The 20,200-nt window shown below is 39.9% G+C and carries 18 protein-coding genes and 1 pseudogene; 9 read left to right on the top strand and 10 right to left on the bottom strand.

All coding sequences use genetic code 11. The annotated features are described in order from the left end of the window. Positions 1–5 precede the first annotated feature (5 nt). Positions 6–320 carry a hypothetical protein gene (locus tag CDZ94_RS06485; RefSeq protein ID WP_096435697.1) on the top strand — a complete coding sequence of 105 codons (315 nt, stop codon included), beginning with the start codon at positions 6–8 and terminating at the stop codon, positions 318–320. Positions 321–776: 456 nt separating this feature from the next. Here CDZ94_RS06485 and CDZ94_RS06480 read toward each other — a convergent pair whose 3' ends face one another. Continuing rightward, positions 777–2,165, bottom strand: a complete 1,389-nt coding sequence (locus tag CDZ94_RS06480; RefSeq protein ID WP_096435696.1) for an MFS transporter — start codon at positions 2,163–2,165, stop codon at positions 777–779. 273 nt (positions 2,166–2,438) lie between these two features. On the opposite strand from CDZ94_RS06480, the gene CDZ94_RS06475 reads away from it, so the two are divergent. Beyond that, positions 2,439–2,993 carry an NADPH-dependent FMN reductase gene (locus CDZ94_RS06475; protein WP_096435695.1) on the top strand — a complete coding sequence of 185 codons (555 nt, stop codon included), beginning with the start codon at positions 2,439–2,441 and terminating at the stop codon, positions 2,991–2,993. A gap of 371 nt (positions 2,994–3,364) precedes the next feature. On the opposite strand, the gene CDZ94_RS06470 is transcribed toward CDZ94_RS06475, so the two are convergent. Continuing rightward, positions 3,365–3,979, bottom strand: a complete 615-nt coding sequence (locus tag CDZ94_RS06470; RefSeq protein WP_096435694.1) for a hypothetical protein — start codon at positions 3,977–3,979, stop codon at positions 3,365–3,367. A gap of 1,387 nt (positions 3,980–5,366) precedes the next feature. Further along, positions 5,367–7,193, bottom strand: coding sequence for a Xaa-Pro dipeptidyl-peptidase (locus tag CDZ94_RS06465; protein WP_096435693.1), 1,827 nt, complete (start codon positions 7,191–7,193; stop codon positions 5,367–5,369). A gap of 333 nt (positions 7,194–7,526) precedes the next feature. Here CDZ94_RS06465 and CDZ94_RS06460 point away from each other — a divergent pair, with 333 nt between their 5' ends. The 3 genes from CDZ94_RS06460 to CDZ94_RS06450 all read left to right on the top strand — a co-directional run bounded on the left by CDZ94_RS06460 (position 7,527) and on the right by CDZ94_RS06450 (position 10,272). Then, positions 7,527–8,522 (top strand): zinc-binding dehydrogenase, encoded by a 996-nt coding sequence (locus CDZ94_RS06460; protein WP_096435692.1) that lies wholly within the window; start codon positions 7,527–7,529, stop codon positions 8,520–8,522. 750 nt (positions 8,523–9,272) lie between these two features. Further along, positions 9,273–9,623 (top strand): PadR family transcriptional regulator, encoded by a 351-nt coding sequence (locus tag CDZ94_RS06455; RefSeq protein ID WP_096435691.1) that lies wholly within the window; start codon positions 9,273–9,275, stop codon positions 9,621–9,623. Next, positions 9,613–10,272: a permease prefix domain 1-containing protein gene (locus CDZ94_RS06450; RefSeq protein WP_096435690.1), complete on the top strand. Its 660-nt coding sequence runs from the start codon at positions 9,613–9,615 to the stop codon at positions 10,270–10,272. Before CDZ94_RS06455 ends, CDZ94_RS06450 begins: the two co-directional genes overlap by 11 nt. A 58-nt stretch (positions 10,273–10,330) precedes the next feature. Here the strand turns inward: CDZ94_RS06450 and CDZ94_RS21195 are convergent, their stop codons facing one another. The 4 genes from CDZ94_RS21195 to CDZ94_RS06430 form a co-directional block, all read right to left on the bottom strand. Then, positions 10,331–10,522 carry a hypothetical protein gene (locus CDZ94_RS21195; protein WP_096435689.1) on the bottom strand — a complete coding sequence of 64 codons (192 nt, stop codon included), beginning with the start codon at positions 10,520–10,522 and terminating at the stop codon, positions 10,331–10,333. Further along, on the bottom strand, positions 10,512–10,739 hold the full coding sequence (locus CDZ94_RS21190) for a hypothetical protein (protein ID WP_096435688.1): 228 nt from the start codon (positions 10,737–10,739) through the stop codon (positions 10,512–10,514). The genes CDZ94_RS21195 and CDZ94_RS21190 overlap by 11 nt, the downstream gene beginning before the upstream one ends. 326 nt (positions 10,740–11,065) lie before the next feature. Then, positions 11,066–11,905, bottom strand: a complete 840-nt coding sequence (locus tag CDZ94_RS06435) for a hypothetical protein (protein WP_096435687.1) — start codon at positions 11,903–11,905, stop codon at positions 11,066–11,068. Between the two features lie 177 nt (positions 11,906–12,082). Then, positions 12,083–12,772 carry a hypothetical protein gene (locus tag CDZ94_RS06430; protein WP_096435686.1) on the bottom strand — a complete coding sequence of 230 codons (690 nt, stop codon included), beginning with the start codon at positions 12,770–12,772 and terminating at the stop codon, positions 12,083–12,085. A gap of 173 nt (positions 12,773–12,945) precedes the next feature. On the opposite strand from CDZ94_RS06430, the gene CDZ94_RS06425 reads away from it, so the two are divergent. The 4 genes and pseudogenes from CDZ94_RS06425 (at position 12,946) to cls (ending at position 17,430) form a co-directional block, all read left to right on the top strand. After that, positions 12,946–13,854, top strand: coding sequence for a glycine betaine ABC transporter substrate-binding protein (locus CDZ94_RS06425; RefSeq protein ID WP_096435685.1), 909 nt, complete (start codon positions 12,946–12,948; stop codon positions 13,852–13,854). After that, positions 13,855–14,685 carry a HAMP domain-containing sensor histidine kinase gene (locus CDZ94_RS06420; RefSeq protein ID WP_096435684.1) on the top strand — a complete coding sequence of 277 codons (831 nt, stop codon included), beginning with the start codon at positions 13,855–13,857 and terminating at the stop codon, positions 14,683–14,685. Between the two features lie 404 nt (positions 14,686–15,089). Further along, a pseudogene (locus CDZ94_RS06415) lies at positions 15,090–15,750 on the top strand (zinc metallopeptidase); the annotation flags it as partial. A 222-nt stretch (positions 15,751–15,972) separates the two neighbouring features. After that, positions 15,973–17,430, top strand: a complete 1,458-nt coding sequence (gene cls / locus CDZ94_RS06410) for a cardiolipin synthase (protein ID WP_096435683.1) — start codon at positions 15,973–15,975, stop codon at positions 17,428–17,430. A gap of 82 nt (positions 17,431–17,512) precedes the next feature. On the opposite strand, the gene CDZ94_RS06405 is transcribed toward cls, so the two are convergent. From CDZ94_RS06405 to ectA, 3 genes are all read right to left on the bottom strand, one after another. Then, positions 17,513–17,905 (bottom strand): ectoine synthase, encoded by a 393-nt coding sequence (locus CDZ94_RS06405; protein WP_096435682.1) that lies wholly within the window; start codon positions 17,903–17,905, stop codon positions 17,513–17,515. A gap of 69 nt (positions 17,906–17,974) precedes the next feature. Then, positions 17,975–19,255: a diaminobutyrate--2-oxoglutarate transaminase gene (gene ectB, locus CDZ94_RS06400; RefSeq protein ID WP_096435681.1), complete on the bottom strand. Its 1,281-nt coding sequence runs from the start codon at positions 19,253–19,255 to the stop codon at positions 17,975–17,977. 50 nt (positions 19,256–19,305) lie between these two features. Further along, complete coding sequence (gene ectA / locus CDZ94_RS06395; RefSeq protein ID WP_096435680.1) at positions 19,306–19,815, bottom strand: diaminobutyrate acetyltransferase; 510 nt, start codon at positions 19,813–19,815, stop codon at positions 19,306–19,308. Positions 19,816–20,200 lie beyond the last annotated feature (385 nt).

Raw genomic sequence — 20,200 nt, 5'->3', positions numbered from 1 at the left:
TTATAGTGAACTTTCACGTATTTTATGTATTTTCATTTAAAACAGGGAAAACGTTAGGTGAGGTGATTAAGATGGGATATGTTCCACCAGTTCGAGACGAACAAGTCTTGATTTATGGCAACAGGCATCAATCTGCTGCACCGATGATTAACCGAGTCGCTGAAGTCCAGCGTGCCCAACTTTCAAAAACGTTAAAATACCCTCTAGGCAGCCGGGATTACTTCGAAAGACAACATCAAAATGCTAGAAAAAACAAACAAGTCCAGCACTACGAACGATCACTAACAGGCAAAGGAAAACGATTTGATCAATCGGTATAGTTGTAACGTTTGTCGCTTTTTTGATGGCACGCCTCCTTTTAGACTGAGATAACAAAAAATGGGTGCCCCAAACGTTGGTTCATCAACGTTCGGGGCACCCACTGCTGCTTACATGAAAAAGTGACCGATGACCGCAAACAAAAACACAACGCCTAGCCCGAGAAACGTTTTTTTCATCTTGCGACCTCCTAAATCTAATAAAATAAGGAAAACAGACATGAACAAAATGACGATTATAGCCTCTTATTAATGATATAGAGTGATTTAAAGCGATGATCATTATTTATCTCTCTATATCTCCAATTACCCTCATTTTAAAGCGCTTAAACTAAATTGAAAAGGGGTAAACATACAAAATCTTTCCCGAAATTTTGACATAAAAACATCCTGCCTGAACATGTCAGACAGGATGAGTGATGGTTAAGGAAGTATCTTGTAAGATTTGCGCTCTTCATGTTAAGAAGAAGAAGGTCGAGCTTGTTTTTCATCAATCGTTTTTGTGAAGAGAATAAGTGCCAGAGTTGCAATAATCGTTAAGGATAAGAAAAGATTAGCGTAAATAATATTGTCGCCTCTTTGTGAAAGAGGGTTCAGCAAAAAGCTCGTTGATTCCATATCTAAGATTCTACCATAAATCGCACTGCCGATCGCTGCTGACATGAAATTTAACAAATTGAAAAGGCCGATTCCGACACCGGTTTGCTTTCCGGGAATAACAGTGGAAAGCAGGTTGGCCGTGGAGCTTTGGATAAGCGGGAATCCTAAATAAGTGACCAATAAACAGCCTGCAATGAGCGCAGGGTGGTACCCGGAAAAAGTTGAGATTAATAGAGTTCCTACTGCCACTAATACTAAGGCTAATTTTACAATCGGCACGCTTCCTTTACTGTCAATTAGTCGGCCACCAGCTCGACCAATCAGCCCTGCAGCCATCGCACCAGGAAAAAGAACGAGACCGATTGCGAGGGTATTTATTCCATGTAAATCACGCATCATAATCGGAATGATAAAGATCATCCCAAACAAAACACTCGTACCGAGAAAGCTCGTTAGTACAGTAGCCGAATACTGTTTGTTTTTGAGTAATGATGGTTGGATAAACGGATGTGCATAAGTGATAGTCCGCCAAATGAATAGTCCGAGCGACACGAAAAACAAAATAATCGCCCACCACTGCCCGGTTGTTATGAAAATGAGTAAGCCTGCAACAGTAGCAGCAACAAAAAATGCGCCAAGAAAGTCAACGACGCCTTCTCGTTTTTCTTCATCAGGAATCCATTTTCTTAAAAACGGAATCGCAATCACTGAAGCCATTGAGATTAAGAATAGGAACCGCCAGCTTAATATACCCCCGATGATTCCACCCGCAATCGGGCCCACACCGGAAGCGAATGCGACAGTAGAAGAGATGATGCCAAAGACCTTTCCTCTTTCACCAGGTATAAAACGAGCTGGAATAATAAATGCGAGTGCAGGAATTGTAGCGCCTCCCATTGCTTGAATGATTCTTGCAATGAGAAGAGTAGGGTAGTTTGGCGCAAAGAGACCAAGGGTTGCGCCACTAGCAAATAGAATGATTCCAATTGTTAAAATGTTTTTGATCGGATAGATATCTGCAAGTTTTCCATACATTAACGAACCGATCGAGAAAACGAGAATATAACCGGTCATAACCCAGCTAACTTGGGAAGGCATAAGTTCGAAGTGTTCAGCAATATCGGGAATGGCGACATTAAACATCGTCCCATTCATTACGGTAAAAACTAGAATTGTACACAATAGCAAAATAAGTCTTGATCGAAGTTTAGGATCAATATTAGGTTGCGTTGTTGTTTTATTTTCCATAGGAAATCCTTCTTTCTTATAGAGGAAGTTCAAAAACTCGAACACTCAATTTTATAAAAATATGATGGCTAATATCAAAAAAGAAAGACGAAGCCCGATAATAGGCCCGTCATCTTTTTGGACAAATATTTCGCAACTAGAAATAATAATCCCTCTTTATCTTAAAGGAATGGAAGGATACCGTCAATTGATGTTACTTGGAAATGAAGGAAACAGCTAAAGGATTACCGAAGATGGGTAAAGAGGAGCAAAGTAAAGAGGAGGATATTATCGATGAAAAAAGTGATTGGATTTGCCGGAAGCTTGCGTAAAGAATCTTTAAATAAAAAAGTACTTGACCAGGTGAAAAGTCAGAGTGAGGGTGTCTTTGAATTTGAAATCGTGGTGCTAAGTGACATTCCACTTTTTAATGCAGATGACGAAGAAGGTGGCGATCCACTAGCAGTCCAAGCGTTTAAAGAGAAAATTATTGAAGCTGATGGGGTTTTTATCGTCACACCTGAGTATAGTCACGGCATACCCGGAGTATTAAAGAATGCGCTTGATTGGGCTGGAAGCATGACCAATAGAAATGCTTTAAACGGAAAACCAGCAGCTGTCATTGGCGCGTCCCCGAGCATTCTCGGAACCGCATTTGCCCAAGTACAAGTAAAGCAGACCCTTACTGCATGCGGTGCTCACGTCCTTAACCAACCAGAAGTTTATATCGGAAGCGCCCACAAGCTATTCGATAACGAAGGGAAGATCAGCGATGAAAGTACGCTTGACATCCTAGATGAGTGTCTTGAAGCTTTCCAGCAATGGATCGAGAGGCTTAAGAAAGAATAGGAGTCAGGAGAAACGCGCAAAGTTGGGACCACCTCCATAAGTCTAAGTGCAGCTCGATCAGGAAAAAGAAACCAAGAAGAAAAACGCTAGAAGCTGCACCTAGCGTTTTTCTCGAGAGTTCAGAAAGCATCAAAATATACGTATCGACGTCTAGCTCCTGGTGCCTTGAGCTTTTTTATAAAGGAAGAATGAACCGCTATGCGTTTTTTCTTATCTAGTAAAATTAGAATTCTATTGTTTGTTTTCTCTTAGTTTTAATTTGTTGATAATTTTTTTTCCTAAAAGTACAAGAAGTACAATAGATATGATTAAAATTATAAACCCAACAAAATTAAAATTATTAAAAGCCATAGAATTCACCACCTTAGTAATTAATCAGTAATTGTAAACGATCCACTAGACCAATTAATTGTAGCTCTAGCAATAGTACTTGAATATGCTACGGAAGCTGAATAACTTTCTTTCAAATTTGATTCACAGGTATTAGTAACGCATGTTGTACCTTTAGAGCCAGAAAAAACTTTTCCTATGCCTCCAGAACCAATAGCTCCATATGCTGAATGTGACACGCTATTTCTAATACTATTAACAAGATAACCACCGGTAGTAATACTTGTTGTGAAGTTAGCATAGTAAGAGTTATTTATAATCCCGTGAGAAGAGCCAACAGTTCCTGCTGCTCTAGCTCTAACACTACCACTATTATTTTGGCCAGTTCTAATAAAGGAATTTCCTCCTAGAGGTTGAATCTCTGTTGCTTCGTAAACTACATCCATTTTAGCATACTCTTTGATAAACTCTGCATCATCATCACTTAATCTATCTCCAACTTCATACTTTGTGTCAATTTCTTCTAGCTTTTCAATTATTTCCTCTGTGGTTAGGTCATCTTCATTATTAGTTTTTGCAAAAGATTCGCTTACTGTAATTGTAAAAAACAGAATTACTACCATAAAAATACCACATATTTTTTTAACATTCATCATAAAGAATATCCCCCCAATATTTATATGTGCAAGGTGAGAGAGAATAAATAATTAAAGTTATTACTATTAAACTTTGCTATATCCTTCCTAGCTTGCAGCATTGGATAATATTGCACAAAGTGGCGTCATCTGGAATGATATAACTTCTTTTTATGTAAAATAGTAATATATTACTATTAATTGTTAATTATTAGATTGTGGCAATAAGTAGTTAAAAGAGATGTGTTTTTGTTATAAATCCCCTGATTTTAAAAAGCACTAATGAGCACTGATTGATAAGATATACTAACAACTGCTACTTTTATAACTTTTATGTACAATTAAAACCAGACAAGGGAATGGATTCAGTTGCGAACGAAACTGTCTCCAGACTGTTACTCAATTCTTTTTTTAAAGACCAGAATTTATAGAACGAGGAGAATAAGACGTATCCTATAATGGGTTGAAAGGGTTAGACACTCACCCGTAATGAGTCTTGGAGGATTGGATTGTGTGTAACCATAACCTTTAAGCGTAGACAGTAAGACAGTGGGCCGTAAGCTAAGCGATTGAAGGGACCCGGCTCTGATATCTTATGACCTGGGAAAGCTGATGATCTTATAATTTCAGGAAGCAACCTCCCGCCAAACGGTAGGGCGAGTGAGGAGAGGTTTCCCCGGAGCCTGTGACCTCGGCACGCTGGGTATAGATAGGATAGGGCAACTCGGGAACCCTTGAATGATCTTTCGGACAGAAAGTATGGTGGACAAGTGACACAAAGTGAGAAAACCAAATGTCATTTAAAAAGTCGGATGGATGCGTAGTACCGATGGTATCGGGTAACTCCGGCTGAGGAAAAGACCTACCCTGTATTGGTCTTATCAGGGACACATGAACTTGAATAGTACTCGACAAAATCTACGTCTCGGTGTCTAGCGTAAGGTGCCATCGTCCCGTGTCAAATAACCCTGCCCGATTAAAAGTAAATATGAGTATGTCATTAGCTTAGAAATCATTCATATGAGAAGCATATTATACTTCTGTAGAAGTGTCGTGATGTCTTCGGGCCTTTATAAGTAAGGCTGTTTTCTAAAAGATTGTTGTTCTTGACACAAAATATATAAACTGCGACATAGAAGTAGATTGATTTCCGCTCCGGACAGTCGCTTTCCACGGAAAGCGTAGTGTATTTCCGAAGCGGTAATATATGTCGCAGTTTATTTCAGCTGCGAAGATTAAAAGCAACAATACATACGAAAAGAGCCATAATTAAAAGTGAAATAGTAAACATGGCTGATGCCTTCATAATTCTGAGCAAAGGGGATAATCATTAAAAGTAAAAAGCACTTTTTATCGGACAGAACATTTGCATGTCGCCGATTAGCGGGCACCTTGCGCTTTTCTTCTATTAATCTTGAAAAGCACTCTTCCCTCCAACAATCGGAAGCATTACTTTACTTCTCGTAGGAACAACCGAAATTTCCGTTCCTCCTGAAGGACGCAACGTGTAATCATAATCACTTGCGATTAAGACAACGCCGATTCGATTTCCGGCTTCGAATACATAATCATGAGGCTGCATGTCCCATTCAAATGTATAATCTCGATCTGGAACGATACTAATTGAGCGTTCATCTGAATGAATGTTTTGTGGATCCATCCAGCCGCGGGTAATAATGTTTGCATTACCAGATTCGTCGTACTCAACAAGTAATGCCGTTAAGTTTGCAACCGGCTCATCAATGCTAGCCCGGATACTGACTTCCGGTGTTCCGCTCATATGAGTATCTTCTGCCAGCACATCAGTTTGATAAACTAAGCGATTAGGATGGTCACTATCAGGATCTGCTACAAGATCATTGGCACGCGTTTGTGGATCATCAATGAGCTCCTGTGAGTGGTGCGGATCATTCGGAACCGGTCGACTTTCAAGGGAGCCTGTTCCATCACCAGCAGCCTCTAAATAAAGCTTCGTCGTCTCTGTATCGACATGCGGCCAGTTTTCTTGTTCTACCCAAGAGCGATCTTCACGTTGAATGTTGACCATATCTTCATCCATCATTCCGTTTTCTAAACCATATAACCAGTAGTCAAACCAGCGATGCTGTTCTTGTTGCCAGCCGCCACCTGGTGCTCCGTGTCCACCTTGATGCAGCCAAAGCTTGCGATCAACATTGTGCTGCTCTAAAGCTTCCCACCACTGGGCAAATTGCTTTGTTTTTACATTCCAATCGTTAAGCCCATGCGCAAGAAGGACACTCGCTTCAATATTTTTTACATCGTTTAGATAGTTACGGTCGTCCCAAAATTCATTATAATCACCTGTTACACGGTCTTCATCGATCACGAGTTGATCAAGAACGTCTTTACAAACTTCAGCATCATCACGCGTCGTTACGAACCCAGCTAAAACGCTCGCGTCCTCACCTTGATAACCGCCAGGCGCAACAACGGCACCGTTTGCTCTGAAGTAGTCATACCAGCTGCTGATCGCAACGATCGGTACAATCGTCTTTAAACCTTCAACACCAGTAGTTGCAAGACCGTTTGGCAATGTTCCGTTATACGATGCCCCGACCATTCCGACGTTTCCTGTTGTCCAATCAGCTGAGACTTCTTCACCATCTGAGTTAAATGCTCGTGCTTCGCCATTCAGCCAGTCAATAACGGCTTTTGTTCCGAGAATCTCTTGGTAGTCACCCGTCGTAGCACAACCAGTTGACTTTCCACTACCAATGCTTTCTCCTAAAATAACTGCATACCCGCGTGGAACATAGTAGTTTCCTAAATTACCAAGAGTGGCGGGCTCAGCATTCGGACCGCGTCCTCTGCCTTTTCCAGGATGAGGCACAGGGTTGAGCTCTACATCGACGTCAAAGAAAGGAACCGACCAGTCTAACCCAGCACGATAAGGGCTCATTTCAAAAATGACGGGTACTTCGATTCCTTCCTCCGTATTAGGTCGCATCACCTGAATCGAAACAAGATCTAGTTCACCAGAATCATCACTATCAACCGACGTTTCTACTAAAAGCTCCTCAACGATAGCATCTTCAGTGGAATAAATAGGTTGCGTTACACCGTCCTCAATCTCTATGTAGGTAGACTCTGTGGCTGTTTCTAGAATTGTCCCATTTAATTGCAATTCGTCCGATGCATCGGAAAAGGAAGGAACTGAAAAAAGCGAAAGAAACAAAAGGAAACTAAATGTAACTAGAATAAACTTATTTTTCATAGCAAAACCTCCCAATTTTTTTTCATGACTCTTTAAAATGACACCACCACCCTTTTTTTGACCCTCACCCCCTTAGATGAAGAAAATATAACATAAAAAGTCGAAATAGTTTGTCATTATTTGGAGCATGCAGAAAGATAGGTCTATTTTTCTAATAGAAAGTGTTTAATTAGTATGAAAATAGAATCGTATATAGGAAGAAGGTAGTGTTTTTGTTAAGGGGAGAGGTAAGATTTACACGCTAAAAATGACATTTCCTGACGCCTTCCATTAGAAATTGCGCAAAGTTTTCTTTATACTAGAATTTACATCTGCAGCATAAGGAGCGATTCGATGAAAGCAGTAATCCATGAAAAGATAAAAGGGTTTAATGGGCTATCCTTTTCAGATATGAAGGTGACAGAGCCAGAATCCGAACAAGTGCGTATCAAGGTAAAGGCAGCTGGTCTTAATCACCGGGACTTGTTCGTTCTTGATCGTCACAAAGAAACGGATCCACCGTTTATAATCGGATCTGACGGTGCTGGCGTCATTGATTCAATAGGAGAAAATGTGTCTAATGTAAAAATCGGCGATGAAGTGATGATTAATCCAGGATTACACTGGCCCAACACCAGTGATGCTCCGCCGCAAGGGTTTGAAGTACTCGGCTTCCCCAGTGACGGAACTTTTGCAGAGTATGTGATCGTACCAGCGGACAGTGTCGAAACTAAGCCGGATTATTTAACTTGGGAAGAAGCTGGTGTACTCTCGTTAGCTGCACTAACTGCTTATCGCGCTTTGTTTACAAGAGGCGAGGTTCAACCAGGTATGAAGGTTTTTATTCCGGGAATCGGCAGTGGTGTTGCAACATTTCTCTTACAATTTGCCAAAGCTGCTGGAGCTACTGTATATGTATCGTCGCGTTCAGAAGAAAAACGAACAAAAGCGCTTGAATTAGGCGCTGAAAAAGCTATTGACAGTCACGGAGATTGGGAGCAAGAGCTTGGTGGAGCAAAAATGGATCTCGTCATTGAATGTGTCGGAGCAGCAACGTTTAATAAATCGCTTGATACGTTGCGGCGTGGTGGAACGATTGTTACATTTGGCTCATCTACAGGTGATATGATTGATTTTGATTTGAGGAAGTTTTTCTACGGGCAGCTTAACCTGCTCGGCTCTACGATGGGGAGTTCGGAGGAGTATAAAGAAATGCTTTCATTTATTAAGACACATGAAATTAGACCGGTGTTGGATGAGGTATTTCCTCTTGAGCAATACGAAGAAGCATTCAATAAGCTGGAAAAAGCGAATCAGCTTGGGAAGGTTGGTTTTGCGATAAGTAAATAAATTCGAAAGGGATGTGCCATTTAGGGTGCATCCCTTCCTGTTGTTGGGAGAAATTTTTACATAGGGATTGCTGAATAACTCTAGAACCCAAATACAAAGGGTGCCGCTTCCATGGTTCGCTTTCCGCAGGCAACGCATCAGCCTCCTTGGCTCTCTCAAAATCAAGTGCAAGGCTTTTAGCAAAAGAAGAGTTATTTCCTTGCAGATTCTCTCCATGAGAAAGAGCATATCCTCTTGCCATGTAGGCGTATGCTACTTATTCAGCAACCTCTACATAAAACAGGCTTTTCTCTACACAAAAGTCCACTTATTCTAAACAAAATTGATTTTTTTCTACATTGTTTCATTAAGATTTGGCGGAAAGCATCATTGAGACTTTAAAACATACGGCGGAAGCTAACGTTGTTTTTAATAGGCTGTTTTCGTAAAGTTTGTTGCTTTTAGGCAAGCATGCGCTTGCCTAAAAGCTCAAAAAACAAATAGCAACAATCTTTTCGCGCATAGATTGTCGTTATTGATTTATAACGAAAGAGCGAAAGGCGGCGACTTCAGCGGGAAAAGTAACTACTGAAGACACCATGAATCCGAACGAAGTGAAGGAAGAACGTATGTCGCACTGGTGCCCAGGAATTCGAGTGAAGATCTAATCTTAATTATAAAGCAATTTTTATTAGATTAAAAAATTCCACACACATTACCTTGACACACACAGTAATATTTCATAAAGTGTATAGTAGGAGGTGAGGTAACGTGAGTGGAACAATATCAACGGACCTTATTCGAGGCAATACGGTGTCGATTATTTTAAATATTCTTCGGCAAGGTGATAGCTACGGCTACGAGATCTACAAAACGATTATCGAGTTAAGTAATAATCAGTATGAACTAAAGGAAGCGACTTTATATACAGCGTTTCGCCGTTTAGAGAAAGAAGGCTATATTCTTTCCTATTGGGGAGATGAAACGCAAGGAGGAAGACGTAAATATTATCGGATAACCCGGGAAGGCGAGAAACGTTACGAGCAAAATAGAGAAGAGTGGATGTTCGCTAAGGAAATATTAGACAAATTGATCAAAGGAGAGATCAAAGATGGGGAATAGTAAAAGATATGATGACCGTAAAGTGAAACGATATATTGATAACTTATTTACGGATATAGGAGAAAGCCAGCAGCTTTTTGATTTAAAAGAAGAGCTCACTACAAACATGAAAGAAAAAATTACAGATTACAAATCACGTGGGATGGAAGAAGATCAGGCGTTTAAGGAAGCTGTGGTTTCCATGGGTGATTTAAGCGGGTTAGTCGATGATATGAGGAAAGTAGGCCAGGATAAGGCGAAGCAGTCCGTGTATGCTGCGATGTCAAACCGGATCTCAACAGCCGGAATTGTTGTCGGCTCGCTATTGATCTTATTTGGAATATTAACGACCGCCATGTTGTTTTTCATGGATCTCCCTTCAGAAAGTGTAGTAGGTTCTGCTGTTTTCGTCGTTCCTGGTGGTGCGTTGATCACTTATTCTGGACTGACAAGGGAAACACAGAAAAAATACGGGATGAACAAAATACGCGCGGGGCTTTATGCTATATCGGTCGCTCTTCTATTATTTGCAGCATTTGTCGGAGCTATCTCAGGATTTGCTACGAATGAAGTCTTTATTGCCGTAAGTTCATCAATGCTTTTCTTATTAGTTGGTGTTGGATTATTTTTAGCACTGATCTTTACTGGAAGCGATCGTAGAAAAAAATAAAAGATAAAACGAAGTACTCCCTCCCTTAGTAAATAAAGAAGGGAGTATTTTTGTTGACTTAGCAATCGTTGTTATTGTTGTTGTTATTGTTATTGCGGTTGTTTAGGTTTTGTGCATCGTTTTCGTTTGCTAATTCAACGTTTTCATTTTCAAGGTTCAACTCTTGATTGTTGTTGTTATTATTATTGTTGTTGTTGTTATTGTTATTATTATTGTTGTTGCGGTTGTTGTTATTATTGTTATTTGCCATCTTTATCACCTCCCAGGATTAAAGTACCCGGGAAATTGGATTTCATACATAGGGATTGCTGAATAACTCTAGAACCCAAATACAAAGGATGCCGCTTCCATGGCTGCGCTGCCTCCTCATTCGCGAAAGGCGTGCTCACTGCGGGGTCTTCTGCTGCTCCTGCGGTTCCTCGTCGCAAGAAAACCATTGTTGCTTTTCCTGAGGGAGTCTCTGACATTGCAGCAGCACCCTTGGCTCCCACATGTGTATCTCAAAATCAAGTGCAAGGCTTTTAGCAAAAGAAGAGGTATTTCCTTGCAGATTCTCTCCATGAGAAAGAGCATATCCCCTTGCCATGTAGGCGTATGCTACTTATCAGCAGCCTCTACATAAAAAGGTAGCTTTATTGGTTAAAGTGACTCGTGTCCAAGAGAATGAAAAGCCACCAATTCATGGGTTACTAACGTTTCATGCCAAGCGAGGTGTTGTAGGATTTATTTTCCATTTCACTCCACCTAATGAGTTTTTTTGAGAAAAGTTGGGACTTTAATAACCTTTGGACTACTACGGCATATTCAGCCAATGGTCGGCGGGTGGTGCCGTATACTTCGTTTCTAATTCGGATAATTCTAATTGATATACACTGTCTAGTTTGTTCTTCAGTATTCCGTAATAATAAGCAATCGGCTTTTTTACCTTTTGCTGCTTTAGCTTAGCGATCATTTCTTTAAAAGCAAGACTCGCTTGTTTTTCCAATAGATCTCTATCATTTTCATAGTGGTATTCCCAGGCTGCTTTACGGGCCATCTCCCAAAATTCCACAATGGTGTCGGAACAGTCATAAAAGCAGCTTACAAGTTTTACAAAAGTCTTTGGAACTTTGTCATTTGTGTAAGAGGAGGGAAGGGTCATTTTACTTCTCGTAACGTTATTACGTTCTTTATATTCTTTATTATTTTTATTTTTAGTTTTAAAAGAACTTAGATTATGTTGGCTCAAAACTTTATTGGGGCATGGCTCAATTGTGGGTTTACTTTGTGCTGTACTCTCTTCTTTTGGAAAGCGGTTGAACACATATAAGTTACTTGAATAAGCACCATTTTCACGAATCAATCGATAAATGGTGAGGATTCCTGCAGCTTTTGCTTTTACAATCATTCGTTTAAACGTCGCACGTGATATTTCCTTTTGAGCCGCCTTTAAAACTGTGTCGATACCTGCATTTGACACACCAATAATCTTCACTGCAAAACATGAAAGCTTCCGAATTGCTTGGACTTCTTTTTTAGATAACTTCGTCTCTGGATCCTCAAGCCATTTTCTTAGATGATAATTAAACTCTCCCACGCTTTTAAACTGTGAATATGATTTGAATTCCTCAACTGAACTGTTGATTAATTTCATGAGCCATCTCTCCCTTCACCTAATAGGTATAGGTGAAAGGCGAAAAATGGGGAGGCTCATTTTAATTTTTTCAAATTACGACTTGATTCCTTCTTATTTTTCTACTCTGTTAGTACTTGGGTACCTACAGCTCAAAGAGGTGAGCCATGCCAAAACGTTAAAGATATCACAATGATATCAAGGTTCCATCAAGGATTGTAATTGTTTAAGAAAAGCTTCATTGTACGAGGTTATAATATGAACCCTCGCTCGATGTAGAGGGATCATTTCTTGGCATTTGCGTGCTTTACAAGGAGTTTCCTCTTGGTCAACGCCAACTAAATATTTATTACGTTTTTTACATGCAGGGCAGGTCGCACTGATTAAGTGAACACTTGCATTTCTTGAAAAAGCGCCTTTCGTTTCATCCTTTGTTTCTTTAGACAGCTCTTTAAAAAGGACAGCATTTGTCGCTGCTTGTGCGGTACGTTTAATGAGCGTATCCAGTTTGAGGACTGGTTTTGGATTGCGGGTGGGATTTTTTTTAACGATAATTTTATCGTAGTCATCGATTTCTAATAAGCCATACCCTTTTGGGATTTCTTCTGTTGAGATCATGCCCACAGGAGTCATGAGGTAGGCATAGTCTGCGATTGCGTGATATCCATAAGGAGCATGGAGGACGGCATCTCTAAGGAAATCACTGCGTGAAACTTTCACTTCAATAATACGGGATTCGTTTCTTTTTAAGTTAATCCCGACGGCATCCGCTTTTAACTTTTTTCTCCGAATAAAAAGTTTGACTTCGTTTGCACACAAGTCTGTCACTTTCCCTTTTAGCCAGTAAAGAGATTGGAGTTTTAAATGTTCATGAAGCGTGCTTTCCATTATGTAAGTTCCTTTCGTTTTTCCTCAATCATATCAGAGATACGAACGCCGCTTAAAGATGATTTTCATAACGCCATCAAGATTTCAGTAAAATAACGCCTTGAATACGTTGCTAAATTTAAGGTAACTACTACATTGAACAGTAAAAATACTTATTTAAGAGGTGTTAGATAATGAAACTTACACGTACTTGGTTAGCACTGCTTTCTTGTACATTATTTATAGTCGCAGCAGCTTGTAACGGAGGAGATCCACCACCTGAGGATACAGGAGATACAGGAGACACAGGGGACGAAGTCGATGAAGAAACAGCGGATAAAGGTGAGATTGTCATCGGACGAAACAACTGGGCTGAGAACATTGCTGTCTCGAACATGTGGAAAGTTTTATTAGAAGAGGAAGGGTATGAGGTTGACATTCAAGCAATGGATAAAGCGCCTGTTTGGGTTGGGATCACAAGAGGAGAACTTGATATTGCTCCTGAAGTATGGCTGCCCCACACAGATGAGCCGTTGATGGATCAATATGAAGATAATGTAGAAATGCATGACATTTGGTACGAAAATACTGGGCTCGGTTTAGTTGTCCCGGAATATATGGATATCGACAGCATTGAAGACTTAAATGATATACAAGATGAATTGGACGGTCGCATTGTTGGTATTGACCCAGGCGCCAGCTTAACGCAAATGTCTGAAGAAGCCGTAGATGAGTACGACTTAGAGTTAGACTTAGTGACAAGTTCTGACCCCGCGATGATCGCGGAAATGTCACAGGCTTATAACAATGAAGAGCCAGTTGTTGTTACTTTGTGGAGTCCACACTGGGTATTTTCAGAATACGACTTAAAATACTTAGACGATCCGCAAAATGTCTACGGGGATCCTGATGATATTTATTATATGACTAGAACGGGCTTTTCAGATGATCACCCAGAAATCATCGAGTGGATGAACAACTGGGAAATGGATGATGATTCTCTAGGTAGTCTAATGGCTGAAATTAACGATAACGGCGAGCAGGAAGGTGCAACAAATTGGATTGAGGAAAACCGTGAGCTTGTCGATGAGTGGCTGGAGTAAGTGATCCAAAAATACCCGATAAAAGAGCTTACGAATGCTGCCAAGGAAATGGCGAAAGGAAACTTCTCTGTTCGGTTAAAGAGTAAGAAGAAGGATGAGGTTGGTGAACTCATTACAAGTTTTAATCATATGGCAACTGAGCTAGAGCAAATTGATAACATGCGCGAAGACTTTGTCAGTAATGTGTCCCATGAAATTCAGTCACCGCTAACGTCGATTAGAGGCTTTACAAAAGCGATCAGAGATGATGTGATTCCTAAAAAGGATCAACACGAATATTTGGATATCATTTATCAAGAGACAGAAAGACTGTCTAGACTAAGCGAAAACCTACTAAGACTGGCATCCCTTGATTCAGAGCAGCATCCCTATCACCCTGTGACGTACAGGCTTGATGAACAACTAAGAAGGACGGTCGTTGCAACGGAGCCGCAATGGAAAAAGAAAAGTTTGCAAATCCACTTAGATCTCGAGTCAATAGAGGTTTTTGCCGATCAAGATTTATTAGACCAAGTGTGGTTAAACTTAATGACCAATGCGATTAAATACTCAAGCTTAAACGGGGAAATCGAAATATACTTAAGCCGAGACGCTGATGAGGTGAAGGTTACGATTAAAGACACCGGTAAAGGAATTCCTAAAGACGCTATCCCGCATCTTTTTGAACGGTTTTACAAAGTCGACAAAGCGCGAAGCCGTACCGTTCAGGGGAATGGCCTTGGTTTATCCATTGTTAAAAAGATCTTAACGATTCACGGTTGTTTAATTGATGTCGTAAGTGAAGAGGGCGTTGGATCGACTTTTATGATAAACATTTCGGTAAAAAAATAAGAAAAGGTGATGAAGACTGTGAACGTAAATGTTTGCAGTCTTTTTTCTTTAAATAAACGAAGTTCATATTCAGTTCACACGATTCATTTATAATTCAATTAGGGTTAGAGAACAACCTGATGTAAAGGGAGAGGTGGAGTATTTGCTGATTGAATCCAGTGTACAAAAAGACAATTGTATTAAATTCAAACGGAATCGAAAGTCGGTCAAGCAAATCATGGTTAAGCTGAAGCTCAAAGGTGTAGATGCCGAGCTGTGTAGGAGAGCCAAGCGCAAGTGTTAATGGTTACGAATTCAAGGTGCCAAAGCCAGCAACAACGATGCATGAACAGCACTAGAAAAATCACAAACTCATCTCATTTTAATAATATAGGAACTTGTGAAAAGGAAAACTTGATTATACTATGCTATTTCACCCTATGGATTTCTTAATTTTTTTCGCTTTAGGCCTAGCGTTATGGGCTCAGTCAAAGGTAAAAGGAAATTTTCAACAATGGTCGAACGTCCTGGCATCGTCCGGATTGACTGGTGCAAAGGCGGCACGTCAACTACTTGACCAGGAAGGTCTTGCACATGTGAAAGTAGAGCATTCACGAAATGGCGCACTTTCCGATCATTATGATCCAAGAGCCAAAACAGTTCGCTTATCAGATGCTGTTTATCAAGGGAATTCAATATCTTCTTTGGCAGTTGCGGCCCATGAAGAGAGGCCATGCGATCCAAGATGATTCGAATTACGCGATGCTTGTTTTACGTCATCGTTTATTTCCGCTTGCTAATATTGGCTCTCAGCTAGCGCCGATGCTGTTTATCGGAGGGTTCTTATTAGGGCTAACAAATTTAATCGGGGTGGGGATTGTTTTATTTGCTGGAGCTGTTTTATTTCAAGTCGTCACCCTTCCTGTTGAATTTGACGCGAGTAGAAGAGCGAAGAACAAGCTGTTAGATTTAGGGATGATTTCAAATCGTGAAGAAAAAGGAATTGGCAAAGTCTTAAACTCAGCTGCACTCACTTATGTGGCTAGTACATTGATGGCGATTTTGCAGCTAGTGAAATTCATTATTAAAGTTGGAGTGTCATCTAGCTTCAAGCGCTATTATCTCTTTTCAAACAACCTGCTCGATGAAAAAGTAAAAGCGTTTTTCTCTCGTGAACAATTTCGTAGGTAGTCGGGTGTTTCACTCTTTTATTATTATGTTAAACTAGCATTACTTACAAAAATGGATGTAGAGTATGTGGGAGAAGGGTAAACTGAAGTTGGATACAGCGATAAAGGAGTCTAATTTATGGAAACGTATAGCATCATCACATTTGTACTAGCTTTCGTAACGGTCATTAATATTCTCCTTGCAGCGGTTGTTGTCTTTATTGAAAGAAGAGATATCGGATCTACGTGGGCTTGGCTTTTGATCTTATTTTTTATACCGATCGTTGGTTTTATCGTTTATCTTTTCTTAGGTCGACAATTAAAGCAAAAAAATTTTTATAACTTGTCGGCTGAAGAAAGAGATCATCTTAAGTCAGCTGTAAATGAACAAATCAGTAAGTTAAAAGAAGGCGATGATTATCAAAAAAATGACGTGTTAAATAAGCATTCAAAATTACTCCTGATGAACTTAACCTCATCGAACTCCTTAATATCAACGGATAATAACATTGACATATTAAGTGATGGTCATAAAAAGTTTGCTACCCTATTTCGGGATATTAAAGAAGCGAAAAAGGAAATAAATATTCAGTATTATATTATACAACGCGATTCATTAGGAGAAAAGTTACGTGATGAGCTTACAAAAAAAGCAAAGGAAGGTGTCAAAGTTCGCATTCTTTATGATGAAATAGGTTCAAGAAGGATGTCGTCTTCTTTTTTTAAAGAGCTCATCTCCTACGGTGGGGAAGTCGAAGTTTTTTTTCCATCAACCCTTAAACTCGTTAACTTCCGAATAAACAATCGAAACCACCGGAAACTTTGCATCATTGATGGCGAGGTTGCGTTCATTGGTGGATTTAATTTTGGGGATGAATATTTGGGACTTAATAAAAAGTTTGGTTACTGGCGAGATACCCATTTTCGGATTATCGGGGGAGCTGTCGATGATATTCAAGCCCGGTTTATTTTAGACTGGCATCAAGCAACGAAGCAAAAAAGAGTTCAAATTGAGCAGTTTGAATATCGAGCAGAGAAGCATTCTGGGACGAGTCCAGTTCAAATCGTAGCCAGCGGCCCTAATTCTCAAACAGAGCACCTGAAAAATATGTATATTAAACTCATCATGTCTGCCAAAGAGAGTGTATTTATTCAAACACCCTATTTTATTCCTGATTCAAGCTTTATGGACGCTTGTAAAATTGCGTTATTATCAGGTGTGGATGTTCGAATTATGATTCCAAATAAACCCGATCACCCTTTTGTGTATTGGGCTACTTGGGCTTATGCCGGAGAGTTATTAAAATATGGTGCAAATATATTGCTCTATGAGAACGGTTTTATGCATGCGAAAATGATTGTCGTTGATCAAGAGGTGGCTTCTGTAGGTACAACGAACATTGATCCTCGGAGCTTTAGGTTAAATTTTGAAGTCAATGCGGTCGTGTACGATGAAAATACTGCTAAAGAGCTGCATGAATTGTTCATTCAAGATAGTCAATTGAGCTCGGAGTTAACAATTGAAACCTATCGGGATCGTTCATTTGTGATTAAGTTGAAAGAAGCAGTTTCACGACTTCTATCTCCAATATTATAGAAAATTTCTATCCTTACTGAAAATCCCCCTTTAGTAGAACATAGATTGTCTACTTAAGGGGGATTCTTTTTACATTAAGTTCCTAAGCTTTTTCGGTTACTAACGGATAAACACCGTTTTCATCGTGAATTTCTTGGCCCGTGATTGGTGGGTTAAAGACACAGACCATACGCATATCTGTTGTTGCACGTAATAAATGCTCATCGTGCTCATCTAATGCATACAGCGTGTTAGCAGAAATCGGGTGGATTTTTTCGTCTTTAAGCGTGACGACTTCACCTTCACCTTCAATACAATAAACCGCTTCCAAATGGTTTTGGTACCAAATGTGTGTTTCTGTTCCGGCTTTAATTACGGTATCATGTACAGAATAACCCATGCCTGTATCTTTTAGAATCAGACGGCGACTCGTCCAGTTCTTCCCTTTGATTTCTTGTTCTGTATTGATTACATCTTCTAATTTAACGACTTTCATATTGTATGCCTCCTAGATAAGTTATGTTTCAATAAGATAAGATCTGCGTTCGAATTCACGGTGTCTTCTTTAATCTGCTACTTGTTTTTGATTCGCGAGTACTGTCTTCACACTTTCATCAATAACGTCAAAGCCTTTTTCCAATTCTTCTTCATTAATATTGAGGGCTGGGAATAGCTTGAATACTTCGTCATTACCACCTGAAGTTTCCATAATTAAGCCTTTGTTAAACGCTTCTTCGGCAATTTTTGACGGGAGATCTTCAACAGGAGAGGCAATGCCTTGCATAAATCCGCGGCCTCGTACTTCGCCTTTTAATTCAGGGTATTTTTTAACTATTCCATTCAGGAATTCGGTAATTTTAGCTGACTTCTTTTGAATACTCTTTTCAAACGATTGGTCTTCCCAATAGCTGAGTGATTCAGTCGCCGTGACGAACGCGGGATTGTTTCCTCTGAATGTCCCGTTATGCTCACCCGGGCTCCATTTATCTAATTCAGGTTTAATAAGAGTGATCGCTAATGGTAAGCCGTATCCGCCGATCGACTTAGATAAGCAAACAATATCAGGGTTAATCCCCGCTGGTTCAAAAGAGAAGAAGGTACCTGTTCGTCCAACTCCCGCTTGTACGTCATCGATAATCAGTAAAATTCCCCACTTTTTACAGATCTCTTCGATGCGTTTGATCCATTCGAATCTGGCTGTGTTAATGCCACCTTCCCCTTGAACAGTTTCCAAAATCATTGCAGCAGGGATCGCGACACCGCTTCCGTTATCTTCTAAAAAGCGCTCAAGATAATCAAGGCTGTCGTCATCATCAACAAAGCTGTCAAATGGCATCGTAACTGTGTTTGTAAGCGGCACACCTGCACCTTTTCGTTTCGTTGAATTACCTGAAACCGCTAAAGAGCCGATGGTCATGCCATGAAACCCTCTAGTAAAACTGATCACATCAGTTCTGCCAGTTACTTTTCGGGCAATTTTTAATGCGCTTTCAACAGTGTTCGTACCTGTTGGGCCAGGAAACATAATTCTATATTCCATGTCGCGTGGTTTTAAAATGACGTCATTAAACTTTTTGAGAAAGTCGGCTTTTGCTTCAGTTGCCTTGTCAAGGGAATGCGTGATGCCGTCATTTAAAATATAATCGACCAGCTTTTCTTTCATTTTCGGTTCATTATGTCCATAGTTTAACGCTCCTGCGCCTGAGAAGAAGTCTAGATACTCTTTTCCATCAGCATCCCACAATTTAGAGCCTTTTGCTTTCGTAAATACTGCCGGAAAGCTTCTCACATAACTGCGTACACTTGATTCTAATTCTTCAAAAATGCTTAAGTTGTTATTTGTCATCTCTTAATCCCTCCACTGTTTTTTTAAAACTACTAAGTTGATACTAAATCCTAAAAAGGCCCGATTCGATACGTTAGCTCACTTTCATGGTCATCTTCTGGGAACGCTTCAGCCGGGAAGCATGTTGTTACCGTACAATCCGTTGAATGATCGCGAGCTAACCGCCTGAATAAGGACTCTGAAGCAACGTTTGATGGTGTAACTGTTGCCTCGAGGTATCTTACGTGTCTACACGCTTTTCTTGAAATCAGCTCATCTAGCATTTTGGATGCGACTCCTTTTCCGCGCTGGGAAGAATCAACACCGACCTGCCAAATGAAGACGACATCTTCTTGTTCAGGAGGGATAAATGCAGTGATAAAACCAACTAATTGATCCTGTTGTTTTGCCACCACACAAGTTTCTGAGAAAAACTCACACATCATTAAGTATTTGTAGGAAGAGTTTAAATCCAACGTGGAGTCATTCACTAAGTTCCACATATCAGCCCCGTCAGCCAGGGTAGGCTTTGTCAAAAATAACGTATCGTTTTCAACTGTTGGAATAGATTTTAATTTCATGAAAAGAAACCGCCTTTTTCATAAAGCGTTTTTTCATAGGTAATAAAAATCCTCTCCTTTAATTAGCGTTTTTTTTAAAGAACATAATTAAGCATAGTAATTGTGTTCTCTTTTATCAAACGTGGTTAAAGCCTAAATACGGCTATATATTCCAGTTGATGTAGCTTAGCTTCAATGAGTAGACAGATCTTTTATATAACTCTGAAAATTAAATGGATTTAAGGGTATTTAGATTTTTCGACAAATTCTATTAAAGATTGTGCAAGAGAAAATGATAAAAAACCCCTTGCCATGCAAGAGGTTAAAGACAGAGTAATGGATTTATAAAAGTTTTGAATATTTTATGGGCTATTTATTGATCGAGATCCTTATTTTTACCGTTCTA

This window comes from Alteribacter populi (genome assembly GCF_002352765.1).
Classification (GTDB): domain Bacteria; phylum Bacillota; class Bacilli; order Bacillales; family Salisediminibacteriaceae; genus Alteribacter; species Alteribacter populi.
This window is presented reverse-complemented; position numbering and strand designations above follow the sequence as displayed.